General features: G+C 68.6%; 8 protein-coding genes. 5 read left to right on the top strand and 3 right to left on the bottom strand.

The features are described 5' to 3' along the window. The first annotated feature begins 179 nt into the window (after positions 1 to 179). The 5 genes from SGR02S_RS07145 to SGR02S_RS07125 all read left to right on the top strand — a co-directional run bounded on the left by SGR02S_RS07145 (position 180) and on the right by SGR02S_RS07125 (position 11,193). On the top strand, positions 180 to 542 hold the full coding sequence (locus tag SGR02S_RS07145) for a phosphoribosyl-ATP diphosphatase (protein ID WP_067107332.1): 363 nt from the start codon (positions 180 to 182) through the stop codon (positions 540 to 542). 11 nt (positions 543 to 553) lie between these two features. Next, positions 554 to 931 carry a histidine triad nucleotide-binding protein gene (locus SGR02S_RS07140; protein WP_067107293.1) on the top strand — a complete coding sequence of 126 codons (378 nt, stop codon included), beginning with the start codon at positions 554 to 556 and terminating at the stop codon, positions 929 to 931. Positions 932 to 1,460: 529 nt separating this feature from the next. Continuing rightward, positions 1,461 to 7,292 (top strand): alpha-2-macroglobulin family protein, encoded by a 5,832-nt coding sequence (locus tag SGR02S_RS07135; protein ID WP_082797003.1) that lies wholly within the window; start codon positions 1,461 to 1,463, stop codon positions 7,290 to 7,292. A 65-nt stretch (positions 7,293 to 7,357) separates the two neighbouring features. After that, a complete protein-coding gene (gene pbpC / locus SGR02S_RS07130; protein WP_067107290.1) occupies positions 7,358 to 9,493 on the top strand; it encodes a penicillin-binding protein 1C in 2,136 nt (711 codons plus the stop codon). A 170-nt stretch (positions 9,494 to 9,663) separates the two neighbouring features. After that, entirely contained in the window at positions 9,664 to 11,193 is a 1,530-nt protein-coding gene (locus SGR02S_RS07125; RefSeq protein ID WP_067107288.1) for an amino acid permease, read from the top strand. A gap of 94 nt (positions 11,194 to 11,287) precedes the next feature. Here the strand turns inward: SGR02S_RS07125 and SGR02S_RS07120 are convergent, their stop codons facing one another. From SGR02S_RS07120 to SGR02S_RS07110, 3 genes are all read right to left on the bottom strand, one after another. Further along, a complete protein-coding gene (locus tag SGR02S_RS07120; RefSeq protein ID WP_234002514.1) occupies positions 11,288 to 12,472 on the bottom strand; it encodes a multidrug effflux MFS transporter in 1,185 nt (394 codons plus the stop codon). Between the two features lie 208 nt (positions 12,473 to 12,680). After that, complete coding sequence (locus SGR02S_RS07115; RefSeq protein WP_067107285.1) at positions 12,681 to 12,983, bottom strand: hypothetical protein; 303 nt, start codon at positions 12,981 to 12,983, stop codon at positions 12,681 to 12,683. Between the two features lie 25 nt (positions 12,984 to 13,008). Further along, complete coding sequence (locus tag SGR02S_RS07110; RefSeq protein WP_067107284.1) at positions 13,009 to 15,894, bottom strand: M16 family metallopeptidase; 2,886 nt, start codon at positions 15,892 to 15,894, stop codon at positions 13,009 to 13,011. Positions 15,895 to 15,945 lie beyond the last annotated feature (51 nt).

The raw sequence follows: 15,945 nt of genomic DNA, 5'->3' as shown, positions 1-15,945 counted from the left end.
CTGAATCGCATGCGCGATCCCGTGTTTTGCCCCACGACTTCGGTATAAATGCCTAACGCGAATTGACTATCCGTTTCGCCGGAAAAAAAGTGGCAGCTGTGGCAGAAATGCGACACCTGCTTCCCATCGCCCGCCGGGCCGCCTTGCTGTGTCGCGACGGCGCCGCTAACGGTCGCATCATGAGCAGCGGAACGACAAGCCTGACACCCGACACGCCGCCGATCGGCGCCGCGCTGTCGCGTCTGGAGGCGACCGTGCGCGAGCGGCTCGATTCGGGAACCGCCGCCTCCTCCTATGTCGCCAGCCTCGCCGCCAAAGGTCCGGCGAAGATCGCGCAAAAGCTGGGGGAAGAGGCGGTCGAGACCGTCATCGCGGCGCTGGCCGAAGACCGGACGGCGCTGGCCGGAGAGGCGACCGACCTCGTCTTTCACCTGACGGTTCTGCTCGCCGAGCGGGGCCTCGGCTGGGATGCGATCGCCGCCGAGCTCGACCGGCGCGACGGCGTCTCGGGCCACGCCGAAAAAGCCGCCCGACAATCATAGGAGCCCCCGACATGGCGATCGACGCGACGCTGCCCTACGACGACGGTAACATCTTCGCCCGCATCCTGCGCGGCGAACTGCCCGCGAAGACCGTCTACGAGGACGAGCATGCACTCGCCTTTCACGACATCAACCCGCAGGCTCCGACGCATATCCTGGTGATTCCCAAGGGCGCCTATGTCAGCTGGGACGATTTCTCGGCGCGCGCGAGCGACGCCGAAATCGCGGGCTTCGTTCGCGCGGTGGGAAAGATCGCGCGCGACCTCGGCCTCGTCGAACCCGGCTATCGCCTGCTCGCCAATGTCGGTCCCGACAGCGGGCAGGAGGTGCCGCACCTGCACGTCCACCTGTTCGGCGGACATGGGCTCGGCCCGATGCTCGTCCGCTAGGGCCTGTGGGGATTCGGGCGCTTGCGGACGCATAGGGGCGTGTCCCCGCGAAGGCGGGGACCCAGTGCGGTGGGACGCAAACCCTGATTTCCTCCACTCTGGGCTCCCGCCTTCGCGGGAGAACCTGGTTTTGTTTTGCGGAAAAACTGAATCTCCACAGGCCATAGCGCGGCGTGCCATAAACCTGCAACGACCCTTATCCGGCAGATTTAAGGCTCAATGCTCTAAACTCTGATGATTTTGGATTGACCCCCTTCGTCATTGCGAGCGGAGCGAAGCAATCCAGAGCGGTTTATGCCTGCTCTGGATTGCCGCGCGGCTTCGCCGCTCGCAATGACGATTCCATTCGATGTCATCTCCATTCGATGTCATCACGCTCCAGGACAGCACCCCCACCGCCTCGCAATGATCGCGATCACAGCGATGACGCCGTGCGTGGCGGATCCTGTGCGCTGCGCGGCAGCGGGTGGACTCCTGCCCCTGTTTCCAGCAGGATAGATACGCCAGCCGGCGCAGGAGAGTTGAGGCGATGATGCAGCGATGGCAGGGGCTGGGCGCACGCTTGGCCGGAAAGATGCGGCTGGCCCTGCTGGTTCCGCTCGGTCTCGCGCTCGCGGCGGCGGGCGGCGACACGGTGCCGCAGGTCACGCTCGCGACGCCGGGCAGCGCCAGCGGCGGTGACGGCGCGATCAGCCGCTTCACACTGCGTTTCTCCGAAGACATGGTGCCGCTCGGCGATCCGCGCGCGAAGGCGCCCGCCACCCATGACTGCAAGGTACCCGGCACCGGACGCTGGGTCGATACGCGGACGTGGGTGCTCGAATTCGACGCGCCGCTGCCCGGCGGCAAGCGTTGCCACGTCGAACTGCGCTCCGACCTCGCCACCGCGCGCGGCGTTTCGGTCGTCGGCAACGGCCGCTTCGCGATCGACACCGGCGGTCCGTCGGCGCGCGCCGTGCTCGCCGGGGGGACCTATGACGGGATCGAGGAGGATCAGCTCTTCCTCGTCGCCACCAACGTCGCCGCCGACCGCGCTTCGGTCGGCCGCTTCGCCTATTGCGCGGTCGACGGGATCGGAGAGAAGATTCCGGTCGACGTGCTGCCGCGCGATACCGCAGAGCGGATTCTGACCGGGCTCGGCGACGGCGACTGGTCGCGCCAGTCCTTCGCCTATGACGCCGGCCTGCCGCTGCGCCTGCCCGCGGCCGGCGCCGATCGTGACGCCGCGCTCGATCGCATCGTGCCGGTCAAGTGCCGCCGGCCGCTGCCGCCGGGCCGCGAGATGGCGCTCGTCTGGGATGCCCGCATCCAGCAGGCCGGCGTCCCCGGCCGTACCGCCGGTCGCGACCAGCGCTTCGACTATAATGTGCGCCCGGCCTTCACCGCCAAGATGGCGTGCAGCCGCGTCAATCCGCAGGCGGGCTGCAACCCGATCAAGGACGTCGTGGTCAAGTTCGCCTCGCCGGTGGCGCGCGAGACCGCACTCGCCGCGACGCTCGCCACCGCCGATGGCAAGCGCCTGACCGCGAAAGCCGACGCCGACGATGCCAATGATCGGTGGCTGACCCAGGTCCGCTTCGCCGGGCCGCTGCCGCAGAATGTCGACGCGACGCTGACCCTGCCCGCCGACGTCGTCGACCAGAGCGGCCGCAAGCTCGCCAACGCGTCGAACTTCCCGCTGAAATTCCACATCGACCGCGCCCCGCCGCTGGTCAAGTTCGCCGCGAGCTTCGGCATATTGGAGGCGAAGGAGGGCGGCGTGCTGCCCGTCACGGTGCGCGGGGTCGAATCGTCGCTCGTCCAGGCGAACCTCAGGATACCGGCGACCGCGCTGAAGGTCGGCGACGACGATGCGGCGGTCGCGCGCTGGCTGAAGCGCGTCGACGACGCCGACGACACCGACTATCGCGAGGAAAAGAACGCGCGCGGCGAAGAGGTTACCGTCAATTACACCGGCACGACATCGGTGTTCGACGGCGCGCCGGCGGGCGGCGAGCGCCGCGACCTGACGCTGTCGCCCCCCGGCGGCGGCAAGGACTTCGAGGTCGTCGGCATCCCCCTGACCGAAAAGGGCTTTCACGTCGTCGAGATCGCGAGCCCCGAACTCGGCGCCGCGCTGCTCGGGCGCAAGGCGACGCGCTATGTCGCGACCGCCGCGCTCGTCACCAACATGGCGGTGCATTTCAAATGGGGCCGCGAAAGCTCGCTCGCCTGGGTGACGGCGCTCGACACCGGCCTGCCCGTCGCGGGTGCGGAAATTCGCGTCAGCGACAGCTGCACCGGCCGCCTGCTCGCACGCGGCACCGCCGACAAGGCGGGCCGCCTCGCCTTCCCGAAAGGCCTGCCGCAGCCCGAAACCTGGTCGAGCTGCGACACGGACGCCGACCCGTCGAACAGCGAAGGCCATGCGCTGATGGTCACCGCGCGCGCGGGCGACGATTTCAGCTTCACCCTCACCGACTGGGGCAGCGGCATCCGCCCCTATGACTTCGACCTGCCCTATGGCTGGTCCGAACGCGGCGACATCCTCCACACCCTGTTCGACCGCGCGCTCGTCAAGGCGGGCGAGACGGTCAACATGAAGCATATCCTGCGCCGCCCCGTGGGCACGGGCTTCGCGGTTCCGCAGCCGATGGCGGGCCGGCTCCGCCTCGTCCATCGCGGCTCCGACACCGAGTTCGAAATGCCCTTCGCCATCGACGCGAGCGGCAGCGGCGACACGATATGGAACGTTCCCGCCTCGGCGCCGATGGGCGACTACGACCTCGTCTTCGTCACCAAGGACAAGGATGGCGAGGACAAGACGATCTGGAGCGACGCGTCGATCCGCGTCGACGAATATCGCCTGCCGACGATGAAGGCGACGGTCACCGGGCCCAAATCGGCGCTCGTCCGCCCGACCGCGGTGCCGCTGGCGCTGTTCGTCGGCTATCTGTCGGGCGGTCCCGCCGGGAACCTGCCCGTCGAGGTGCGCACCGCCTTCACCCCGCGCTGGTCGCCGCCCGAGGATTATCGCGACTGGGACTTCGACGGCCAGCCGGTCCGCGAAGGGGTGGTCCAACTCGACGACAGCGGCGAGGAACCCGAAGCCGACATGCCGCTCGCGCGGTCGGTGCCGATCACCCTCGGCGCCGACGGTACCGCGTCGACGAGCGTGGTCGTCGACCAGCCGATCGTCCGGCCGACCCAGATGGCGGTCGAGATGGATTATCAGGATGCGAACGGCGAGACGCTGACCAGCAGCCGGCGCATCACCCTCTATCCGTCGGCGGTGCGGCTGGGGGTCAAGACCGACGGCTGGCTGATGCGCGACAACGACCTGCGCCTGAAATTCATCGCGCTCGATCTGGACGGCAAGCCGATCGGCGGCCAGCGCGTCGCGGTGACCCTCTACAATCGCGAGATCATCACCGCGCGGCGGCGGCTGATCGGCGGTTTCTACGCCTATGACAACCAGATGCGCACGACGAAGCTCGATGCCGCGTGCAGCGCGACGACCGACAGTCTCGGCCGCGCGAGCTGCGCGATGGCGCCCGGCGTCTCGGGCGAGGTCACGGTGGTCGCGACGACGACCGACGCCGACGGCAACGAAGCGCGCGCGGTTCGCTCGGTCTGGCTCGCGGGCGACGACGACTGGTGGTTCGGCGGCGATAATGGCGACCGCATGGACGTGATCGCCGAACAGCCGCGCTACGCCGCGGGCGACACCGCGACCTTCCAGGTCCGCATGCCCTTCCGCGAGGCGACGGCGCTGGTCACCGTCGAGCGCGAGGGCGTGCTGTCGAGCTTCGTCACGCCGCTGAAGGGCACCGACCCGGTGGTGAAGGTCAAGCTGCCCGCGACCTATGCCCCCGACGTCTATGTCTCGGTGATGGCGGTGCGCGGGCGCGTGACCGGCGGCGAAAGCTGGTTCCGCAAGATGAAGCGCGCGGTCGGCTTCCGCATCGAAAACAGCGAGGGCGCGCCGCCGACCGCGCTCGTCGATCTCGCCAAGCCCGCCTATCGCATGGGCATCGCGCGGATCAAGGTCGGCTGGGAAGGCCACCGGCTCGGCGTCAAGGTGAAGGCCGACAAGGACAAATATGCGGTGCGCGAAACCGCGAAGGTGGCGATCGAGGTCAGGACCCCGAACGGCAAGCCCGCCGCGGGCGCCGACGTCGCCTTCGCCGCGGTCGACGAGGCGCTGCTCCAGCTCGCGCCGAACGACAGCTGGGCGCTGCTCGACGCGATGATGGGCGACCGCACGCTCGACGTGCTGACCTCGACCGCGCAGATGCAGGTGGTCGGCAAACGCCACTATGGCCGCAAAACACTCGCCCCCGGCGGAGGCGGCGGCGGCGACCTCAGCGGCCTGACGCGCGAGGATTTCCGTCCCGTCCTGCTGTGGAAGGGGCATGTCCCGCTCGACGCAAAGGGCCGTGCGACGGTCGAGGTGCCCATGTCCGACAATCTGTCGGGCTTCCGCCTCGTCGCGATCGCCACCGACGGCGCGCAATATTTCGGCACCGGCGAAACGAGCGTGCGCACCGTGCAGGACCTCGCGGTCTTTGCCGGGCTTCCCGAGCTGGTGCGCACCGGCGACACCTATGACGCGCGCTTCACGCTGCGCAACGGCACCGACCGACCGATGGAGGTCGTTGCGACCCCGACGCTGTCGCCCGCGGTGGCGACCGGCCAGTCGCTGACCGTCACCATCCCGGCGGGCGGCGCGGTGCCGATCAGCTGGTCGATGACCGCCCCCGCCGAATCGGGACCGCTTGAATGGACGATCGAGGCGGTGTCGAAGAACGGCCGGCAACGCGACCGGCTGGTTTTCGCGCAGCAGGTCGAACCCGCCGTGCCGGTCGAGACATGGGCCGCCAGCCTGTTGCGCGTCGGGTCGGACACGTCATTGCCGATCGCCATTCCGGCGGGGGCTCTGCCCGGCGGCACCGTCGACATCGCGCTGGCGGGCACGCTCGCGCCGCCGCTTGCCGGGGTGCGCGACTATATGGCGATCTACCCCTACGACTGTTTCGAGCAATCGACTTCGCGCGCGGTCGCGCTCGGCGACCTCGGCCGCTGGCAAGCGCTCGCGGGCGCGATGCCGACCTATCTCGATGACGACGGCCTGCTGCGCTATTGGCCGAGCAGCCGGCTGGAAGGCTCGCCCGAGCTGACCGCCTATGTCCTCGCGATTACCGCAGCGAACGGCTTCGCGATCCCCGAGGCATCGAAGACAAAGATGGTCAAGGCGCTGCAGGCGGTCGTCGAGGGACGGCTGACCCGGAAGGGATATGGTCCCTACGACATCCGGCCGGTGCGCGTTGCCGCGCTGGCGGCGCTCGCGCGCAATAATGCGGCCAGCCCCGCGCTGGTGGCCGCGATCGACATGGCGCCCGCCGACATGGCGACCGGCACGCTCGCCGACTGGCTCGTCGCGATCGAGCGGACGCCGGGCGTCCGGGGCGCGGCCGCGCTGCGCACCGCCGCCGAGGCCGAACTGCGCAAGCGGCTCGTCTACGAAGGCATGCGTCTCGACCTCGTCGACGACGCGAAGGCGCCATGGTGGATGATGACGAGCGGCGACGAGATGGCGATCAAGACGCTCGAAGCCGTGCTCGGCCGCAAGGGCTGGGAAGACGACGCGGGCCGGCTGATGGTCGGCGTCGCGCAGCGCCAGCGCAAGGGCCATTGGGACACCACTCCCGCCAACGCCTGGGGCGCAGTGACGGTGCGCCGCTTCGCCGATCTCTATCCGGCGAGCGCGATCACCGGCACCACCACCGTCGGCCTCGCGGGCGCCAGCGCGTCGCAAGGCTGGCCGCTGCCCGCCGACGCCGCGCCGCTGCGCCTTCCGCTCGCCGCCGCGCCGATGACGCTCGCCCACCAGGGCAGCGGAGCGCCATGGGCGACCGTCCGCGTCCGGGCGGCAGTGCCGCTCAAGGAACCGCTCAACGCCGGCTATCGCATCAAGCGGTCGATGCACATCGTCAAGGCGGCGAACAAGGACCGGCTGACGCGCGGCGACGTCGTCAAGGTGCGGATCGAGATCACCGCGGCCGCGGGCCGGACATGGGTGATCGTCAACGATCCGATCCCGCCCGGCGCGACGATCGTCGGCAATCTCGGCGGCCAGTCCGAAATGCTTGCCGATCAGGCCAGCGGGTCGGGCTGGCAGCCAAGCTATGTCGAGCGCGGGCGCGACAGCTGGCGCGGCTATTTCGGCTGGATGCCCGCGGGCAAGCACGCGGTCGAATATGTCGTGCGGCTCAACGGATCGGGCCGCTTCACCCTGCCCGCGACGCGGGTCGAGGCGATGTATTCGCCCGCGATCCGCGGCCAGTGGCCGAACGCACCGCTGACGGTGGCGGCGGAGTGATGGAGCTGAAGCGCATCTTTCCATCGCCGTGATGATGGCGCGCATCGCAAGTTCGCAGTCCGACGATGACTGAACACGTCCCCCGCAAACGCCGCTGGCGCAACGCCTTGCTGTGGACCGCACTTGCCATGCTCGTTCTCGTCACGATCGCGCACCTTCTCACCCGCCCGCCCGCGATGCCCGATTACGAAACGGTGCGCGCCGGCTGGAAGCCCAGCGAGGCGTGGCTCTACGACCGCGACGGCCGCCTTCTCGACAGCAAGCGCGTCGATTTCGAACGGCGGCGGACGGCGTGGGTGCCGCTGGCGGCGATCAATTCCGCGCTGCGCGATACGGTGGTCGCGGCAGAGGACAAACGCTTCTGGTCGCACGGCGGCGTCGACTGGCTCGCGATGGCGAGCGCGGCCCGCGCGCGCTGGGGCGGCGGCCGATCGCGCGGTGCCTCGACGCTGCCGATGCAGCTCGCCGCCTTCCTCGCGCCCGAACTCGCACAGCCGGGGCAGCGCGGCTGGCGCGCGAAGCTTCGCCAGATGCGCGCCGGGCAGGCGCTCGCATCGCATTGGACCCGCGAACAGATGCTCGAGGCCTATTTCAACCTCGTGCCGCTGCGCGGCGAGGTGCAGGGGGTCGGCGCCGGCGCGCGCAGCCTGTTCGGCAAGCCCCCGGCACAGATGACGCGCACCGACGCCGTGCTGTTCGCAGCGCTGCTCCCCAATCCGGCGGCCGATGCCGGGGTGCTCGGGCGGCGCGCCTGTCGCCTCGCGCGTGACGACGACTGCGCCCCGCTGCGCGCCGCCGCCGCGACTCTGGTGTCGGGCGAGCGCGCCGCGCGCTTCGACCCCGCCCTCGCGCCGCACCTCGCCGTGCGCCTGCTCGACGCGCCGGGCAAGCGCGTGACGACGACGATCGACCGCCGCATCCAGGGCGCAGCGATCGTCGCGATGCGCCGCCAGCTCGCCGGGCTCGGTGCCGATCGGGTGCGCGACGGCGCGGTGGTCGTCCTCGACAACGCCACCGGCGACGTGCTCGCCTATGTCGGCGGGGTCGGGCTGAAATCGACCGCCGCCGCGGTCGACGGCGCCAACGCCCAGCGGCAGGCAGGCTCGACGCTCAAGCCGCACCTCTATGCGCAAGTGATCGAAAAGGGCTGGCTCACCGCCGCCTCGATTCTCGACGACAGCCCGGTGCAGCTCGACACCGCCTCGGGCCTCTATGTCCCCAAGAATTACGACCGCAGCTTCAAGGGGCCGGTCAGCGTGCGCCACGCACTCGCCGCGTCACTCAACGTCCCCGCGGTGCGCGCGCTCGTCATCGACGACGTCCAGCAGTTCCGCGACCGGCTGTGGGCGCTCGGCTATCATGGACTGGTCGAGGACGGCGACTATTACGGCTTCAGCCTCGCGCTCGGGTCGGCCGAGGTCAGCCTCGTCGAACAGGCGAACGCCTTCCGCACCCTCGCCAACCGGGGCCGCTGGTCGCCGATCCGTTTCGTGAAGGGCGCGGCAAAGGGGGAGGAACGCCGGATCGTCGATCCCGGCGCCGCCTTCATCGTCGCCGACATCATGGCCGACGCCACGGCGCGCGCCGACGCCTTCGGTGCCGACAGCGCGCTGCGCCTGCCCTTCTGGGCCGCGGCGAAGACGGGGACATCGAAGGGGATGCGCGATAACTGGTGCGTCGGCTTTTCGGATCGCTACACGGTCGCGGTCTGGGTCGGCAATCTGGAGGGGGATTCGATGCGCGCGGTGTCGGGCACCTCGGGCGCGGCGCCGGTGTGGCGTGACGTGATGCTCGCGCTCCACGCCGGCCGCCCCGGCAGGCCGCCGGGGATACCCGAAGGCGTCGAGGCGCGCCGCGTCAACCTGCCCGGCACGCGCGAGCCGCCGCGCCGCGAATATTTCCTGCGCGGCACCGCGCAGGCCGAGATGGCGGCCGCCCCCGCCGCCGCGCGCCGCCAGCGCATCACCAGCCCGGTCAGCGGCAGCGTCTATGCGCTCGACCCCGACATCCCGGCGGGCCGCCAGCAACTCGCGGTCGTGGTCAGCGGCGAGGTCACGGGTTTCCGCCTGATTCTCGACAAGCAAGTGCTCGGCGACGCCGACGCGGGACAGCAGATCGTGCCGCGCCCCGGCAGTCATATATTGACCCTCACCGATCCCGGCGGGCGGACGATCGACCGCGTGCGCTTCACGGTGCGATAGGACAGGCCGGCCACCGAACCGCGCCCGGAGCCGCCAAATTCACGGCGGAGCGATGGAAGCGAAGTTAAGCCATTCCCCATGAAATTATGTTGCGCTGACCGGCGGAGCGGTTAGTCTGCGCCGCCAGGAGACGGGCGGCGGCCCTTGCCGCCCGACAAGGGGACACTCGCATGGTATTTGGTCGTGTCAAACCGCTGGACGCCATATTGGCGACGGCGGAAAAGAAATCGTTGCACCGTTCGCTCGGCGCCTTCCAGCTCACCATGCTGGGGATCGGCGCGGTGATCGGCACCGGCATTTTCGTGCTGACCGCCGAGGCGGCGCAAAAAGCCGGGCCCGGCATGATGATCAGCTTCGTCATCGCCGGCTTCGTCTGCGCCTTTGCCGCGCTCTGCTATGCCGAAATGGCGGCGATGGTGCCGGTTTCGGGATCGGCCTATACCTATAGCTACGCGGTGATGGGCGAGCTGATCGCCTGGATGGTCGGCTGGGCACTGATCCTCGAATATGCGGTGGCCGCGGGCGCGGTCTCGGTCGGCTGGTCAGGCTATGTCGTCGGGCTGGCGGAGAATGCGCTGGGGATCGACATACCCTCCACATGGGTGCTCGGGCCGTTCGACGGCGGGATGATCAACCTGCCGGCGATGGCCATCGCGGGGCTGGTCACCTGGCTGCTGGTGATCGGCACGCGCGAATCCGCGACCGTCAACGCGATCCTCGTCGTCATCAAGGTGGCGGCGCTGACGCTGTTCATCGCGCTCGCGGTGCCGGTGATGAACATGGAGAATTTCGAACCCTTCGCACCGCTCGGCATCGGGGGGATCGGCGCCGCCGCCGCCTCCATCTTCTTCGCCTATGTCGGGTTCGACGCCGTGTCGACCGCGGCGGAAGAGACGAAGAACCCGCAACGCAACATGCCGATCGGCCTGATCGGCAGCCTCGCCATCTGCACCGTCTTCTACCTGCTTGTCGCCGCGGGCGTCATCGGCACCGTCGGCGCACAGCCGGTCGGCATCGACGCCGCCACCGGTCACGCGCTCGAACCCGGAAGCCGCGCGCTGGCGTCGGCATGCGGCGCGATCGGCGACCAGGCGGTCGTCTGTTCGAAGGAGGCGCTGGCCTGGACGATGCGTGAAATCGGCTGGCCGCAGGTCGGCAACCTGATCGGCCTCGCCGCCGGGCTTGCCCTGCCGTCGGTCATCCTGATGATGATGTTCGGCCAGACGCGCATCTTCTTCGTGATGAGCCGCGACGGGCTGCTGCCGCAGGCCTTCTCGCGGATTCACCCGAAGTTCCACACCCCGCATGTCATCACGATCATCACGGGCATTGCCGTGGCGCTGTTCGCCGCCTTCTTCCCGGTCGGACAACTCGCCAACATCTCCAACTCGGGCACGCTGTTCGCTTTCGCCGCCGTGTCGATCGCGGTGATGACGATCCGCCGCACCGATCCGACCCGGCACCGGCCGTTCAAGACGCCGATGATCTTCGTCACGGCGCCGATCGCGGTCCTCGGCTGCATCTATCTGTTCTTCAACCTCGATCACAAGAGCATCACGCTGTTCCTGATCTGGGCGGCGGTCGGTCTCGTCGTCTATTTCCTGTACAGCCGCTCGCGCAGCTATGTCGGCCGCGGGATCATCGACGTGCACGAAGACGATCCCGACGCACCGCCGCAGCCGGTGCCCCCGATCCCCTGAGCCGGCGATCGGAACTCGAAAGACGAAAGGGGGCCTCGCGCCCCCTTTCTCTTGCGCGGCCTCTCTGCTGCGCGGGCCGCCACCGTCCGGCGCGTCAGAAGGGGGTTTTGGCCGCGGTTCCCGGCCGGGTGAACAGCTTGCCGCGCTCGGCCCACAGGACCAGCGCCAGGCCGATGACGGCGCAGGCGCAGAAGGCATAGGCGAGCGGCAGCGTCGTCCCGTCGTACAATTGCCCGATCAGCGCCCCCGCCCCCGCGGCGAGCAGCGTCTTCGCAAAGCTCTGATAGGAGGAGGCGACGCCCGCCATATGGCCGAAATCCTCCATCGCGATCGAACCGAAATTGCTGCCGATGAACCCGATCAGACCGACGTTGATCATCATCAGAACCGTGAACATCCACAGCGTCTCGCCGCCGCTCAGCGCGACGAGGATCTGTGCGATCGACGTCGCCATGAAGGCGAAGACGGCGCTTTGCGACACGCGCCGTGCACCGAAGCGCTCGACGATCGCCGCGTTCGAGAAATTCGCCGCCGCGATGCCGATGGCGACGCAGGCGAAGACCAACGGAAACAGGCTTCGCGCGTCGAAGACGTCGGCGATGATCTGCTCGCTACTATTGAGATAGCCATAGAGCGCGGCCTGCATCATGCCCGAGGCGATCATGTAGCCCGCGGCGCGGCGGTGCCGCGTCACCGTCGCCCAGCCCGCAACCATCGTGCGCCAGTCGAGCGGGCGCACGTCGGCGTGAGCGAGCGTTTCGGGCAGCCGGCGCAGCCAGAGGATCATCACCACCCCCATCACCGCGAGGACGATGAAGATCGCACGCCAGCCGGCGACCGCCTCGACCCCCGCGCCCATCGTCGGGGCGATGATCGGCACGACCATGAAGACGAGGAAGATCAGCGACAGGCGCTTCGCCATCGCATCGCCCGAAAAGAGATCGCGGATCACCGCGACGACGATCACGCCCAGCGCAGCGCTGACCAGCCCATGCCCGAAACGCAGCGCGAGCAGCATCGGAAAGCTCATCGCGAGCCCGCAGCCGATCGACAGGATCACATAGCCGACCAGCGCCGGCACCAGCACCCCCTTGCGCCCGAAGCGGTCGGCGAGCGGGCCATAGACGAGCGAACCGATCCCGATGCCGAGCAGATAGACCGAGATCACATATTGGCGGTGGTTCGCCACCGCGACCTCCAGCCCGCGGCCGATCGCGGGCAGCGCGGGCAGCATCGAATCGATGGCGAGCGCGTTCAGCGCCATAACCATCGCCATCATGATCACCATTTCACGATCGCCGGGGAGGCTCAACCGCGGCGAAGGCTCTGTCATTTTGTGCATTGCAACAATGTATGCACATGCCGCCGCTTTGGATAGCCCCTATCCACGTGCCGGCCGGCGAAAGACTGGACGGCCCCATAAGCAAAGGGCCGCCCCGGTCGCCCGGGACGGCCCCTTCGCCGGAAATATGGTCCGGACCGGACGGTCAGGCCTGGCGGGTGCCAGTCATCGCCATCGAACCGAAGGGACCGGCCTTGATCGTGCCGGTCAGCGTGTCGCCGTCGATGGTCGCTTCGCATTCGAGCGTCATCGGCATCGGCACCTTCATGTTCATCGTCCAGTTCAGCTTGTTGCCGTCGACCTTGCCGTTCTCGACGTCGAGCGATCCCATCGTGCCGGCGTTCTGGCCGGTGAAGCTGTCGCCCTCGCTCTTCACGGTGAAGACCGACTTCTGGTCGCCCATCGGCGACTTGGTCACGCAATCATAGCTGCCGTCGACTTGAGACATCGAAACCCTCCTACTGAAACTAATGTCAATTAGCTGGAGCCACTGTTTCGACGTTCAAACCCAGTCCGTCAAGCTGTGGTTTCACGATCGAGGCGTCGCCGACGACGACATAGACGAGATCGTCGACGCTCAGCGCCTCGCGCGCCACGGCGTCGACGGCGGGCATGGACATCGCCTCGTATTTCGCGGCGATCGTCTCGTAATAATTGTCGGGGCGATCGAACTTGACGATCGAGCGCAGCCCGCCGAGCACGTCGCCCGACGTCTCGAAGCTGCCGGGCAATTCGCGGACGCTGCCGTTGACCGTCCGCTCCAGCTCCGCCGCCGTCACCCCCTTGTCGCCGAGGAAGGTCTGGAGGTCGCTGCGGAACTCGCGGATCGAATCGCCGGTGCGGTCGGTCTGCACCGGCGCGACCACGACCCAGGTCAGCCGGTCCTTGTCGGCCGAGACCGCCGAACGCACGCCATAGGACCAGCCCTTGGTCTCGCGCAGGTTCATGTTGAAGCGCGACAGGAAGTCGCCGCCGAAAATGTCGTTCGCGGCGCGCAGCACCTCGAGGCTGTCGGAGCCCTTTGCGGCGAGCACCTTGCCCGCCATGATGACCGATTGCGGCGATTTGGGCCGGTCGACCAGCAGGATGCGCGGCTGCGGCGCGGGGATGGCGATGTCGAAATGCTTCTCGCCCTTCGGCGCCGCGGGCGGCTTCCACTGGCCGAGCGTCGCGTCGAGCTGCCGCCGCACTTCGGCGAGCGTGGTATCGCCGACGACGAAGATGCGGGCGTTGTCGGGGCGGATCCACGCCGAATGGAAGGCGACGAGCTGGTCGCGCGTCGCCGCCGCGACCGCCTTGGCATTCCCGAGGCCCGAGGGCGGGATACCATAGGGATGGTCGGCGCCATAAAGCGCCGGCCGCAGCACGCGCGAGGCGATCGCGTTCGGGTTGTTGAGCTCGGCCTTCAGGCGGTTGAGCTGCTGCGCGCGCACCCGCTCCAGTTCCTGCGCGTCGAAGGCCGGGTGGCGGATATAGTCGGCGAGCAGGCCAAGCGAGGCGCTGAGGTTGGGCTTGAGCGCGAACAGGCTGAAAATCGTCTCGTCGGCGTTGGCGGTCCCGTCGATCTGCGCGCCGAGCCGCTCCTTCGCCTCGGCGAAGGCAATCGAATCGAGGCTGGTCGTCCCCTCGTCCATCAGGCTGAGCATCAGCGACTGGGTGCCAAGCGCATCGTGCGGGTCGGCGGCATAGCCGGCGTCGAAGCTGACCGCGACCTGCACCGTCGGCACCGCGGTCCGCCGCGCGAAGACGACCTCGATCCCGTTGCGCAGCGTCGTGCGCTCGATTGCCGGGAAGTCGAGCGCGGTGAGCCCGCTCACCGCCGGCAGCTGCGACCGGTCGGCGATCGCCGTCGCCCCCGCCGCACCCGTATCGGGCCCGACGTCGCCGAGCGCCGCGTTCCAGTAGCGGTCGGGCGCGACGGCCGCCGCGGCTTTGCCCGCCGTCACCGCGCCGCCGCGGTTCTCGCCGCCCTCGGTGCGCTCGCCGGGCGTGTAGGTGAGCGAGAAGGCCGGTCGCGCCATCCATTTGCGCGCCACCGCCGCCGCCTGCTCGGGGGTCGTCTTCGCAAGCCGGTCGAGCTCGGTCCGGTAATGATCCGGATCGTTCGAATAGAGCGCGCCCTCGGCCAGCGTCACCGCCTTGCCGCCGAAGCCGCCGACCGATTCGAGCCCGGCGATCGTGCCGCCCAGATAGCTCGCCGCCGCGCGTTGCAGTTCGTCGGCGGTCGGCCCGGTTTCGAGGAATCTGGCGATCTCTGCGTCGAGTTTCTGGCCGACCAGCGCCGGATCGACGCCTTCCTTCACGTCCGCCTGGACAATCAATATGCCCGCATCCTCAAAGGTTTGCGCATAGGCGGCGACCGCCACCGCGACCGGGTCCTTGCGGACCATCGCATTGTCGAGCCGCGAAGAGGAAAGCCCGCCGAGCACGGTCGCCGCCATCTGCAGCGGCACCGCCTCGGGATCGTTGAGACCGGGGATCGCCCACATGCGATAGAGGCGCGTCGTCGGGATCAGGTCACGGACCTCCCTGGCGAGCGGCGCGGGCAGCGTCGGCACCGACACCGGTGGCGCGGTCACCGCGGGGCCCTGCGCAATGTCGCCGAACCATTCGGTCACCTTCGCCTTCGCGGTCGCGACATCGATGTCGCCCGCGAGCACGAGCACCGCGTTGTTCGGTCCGTAATGGTCGGTGAACCAGCGCTTCACATCGTCGAGCGACGCCGAATCGAGGTCGGCCATCGAGCCGATGGTGCTGTGATGATAGGGATGGCCGGTGGGAAAGAGATTCTCGAAAATCTCGTAGCGCAGCAGGCCGAAGGGATTGTTGTCGCCCTGCCGCTTCTCGTTCTGGACGACGCCGCGCTGATTGTCGAGTTTGTCCTGCGTCACCGCGCCGAGCAGATGCCCCATGCGGTCGCTTTCGAGGAACAGCGCGCGGTCGAGCGCGCCGGTCGGCACCGTCTCGAAATAATTGGTGCGGTCCATGCTGGTGGTGCCGTTGAAATCGGTCGCGCCGACCTGTTGCAGCGGCTCGAAGAAATCGCCGGGCGCATTCTCCGATCCGTTGAACATCAGATGCTCGAACAGGTGCGCGAAGCCCGTCTTGCCCTTCGGCTCATGCTTCGACCCGACGCGATACCACACCGACACCGCGACCACCGGCGCCTTGCGATCCTCGTGCACGATCACGCGCAGGCCGTTGTCGAGCGTGAAAGCCTGCCACGGAATGTCGACCGCCTTCACCAGTTCGGCGACCGGCGCGGGCTGCGCCGCCTTGCTTTTGGCGAGCGCGGGACCGGCGGCGACCAGCGCGGTCGACAGGGCAAGGGCGGCGGCGAGACGGGAAAGACGCGGCATGGACATCCTCTCGAACGGGGAGAAACCGGCCGGCCTGCGGACCGGCCGTGC

The organism is Sphingopyxis granuli NBRC 100800 (assembly GCF_001591045.1).
GTDB classification, from domain to species: domain Bacteria; phylum Pseudomonadota; class Alphaproteobacteria; order Sphingomonadales; family Sphingomonadaceae; genus Sphingopyxis; species Sphingopyxis granuli.
Note: the sequence above shows the minus strand (reverse complement) of the source record. Positions and strands in the feature narration are given on the sequence as shown.

Excerpts from the sequence above, each read along its gene's own strand:
- SGR02S_RS07145 (WP_067107332.1), top strand. The coding sequence starts at position 180 with ATGAGCAGCGGAACGACAAGCCTGACACCCGACACGCCGCCGATCGGC.
- SGR02S_RS07140 (WP_067107293.1), top strand. The coding sequence starts at position 554 with ATGGCGATCGACGCGACGCTGCCCTACGACGACGGTAACATCTTCGCC.
- SGR02S_RS07135 (WP_082797003.1), top strand. The coding sequence starts at position 1,461 with ATGATGCAGCGATGGCAGGGGCTGGGCGCACGCTTGGCCGGAAAGATG.
- pbpC (WP_067107290.1), top strand. The coding sequence starts at position 7,358 with ATGACTGAACACGTCCCCCGCAAACGCCGCTGGCGCAACGCCTTGCTG.
- SGR02S_RS07125 (WP_067107288.1), top strand. The coding sequence starts at position 9,664 with ATGGTATTTGGTCGTGTCAAACCGCTGGACGCCATATTGGCGACGGCG.
- SGR02S_RS07120 (WP_234002514.1), bottom strand. The coding sequence starts at position 12,472 with ATGATGGCGATGGTTATGGCGCTGAACGCGCTCGCCATCGATTCGATG.
- SGR02S_RS07115 (WP_067107285.1), bottom strand. The coding sequence starts at position 12,983 with ATGTCTCAAGTCGACGGCAGCTATGATTGCGTGACCAAGTCGCCGATG.
- SGR02S_RS07110 (WP_067107284.1), bottom strand. The coding sequence starts at position 15,894 with ATGCCGCGTCTTTCCCGTCTCGCCGCCGCCCTTGCCCTGTCGACCGCG.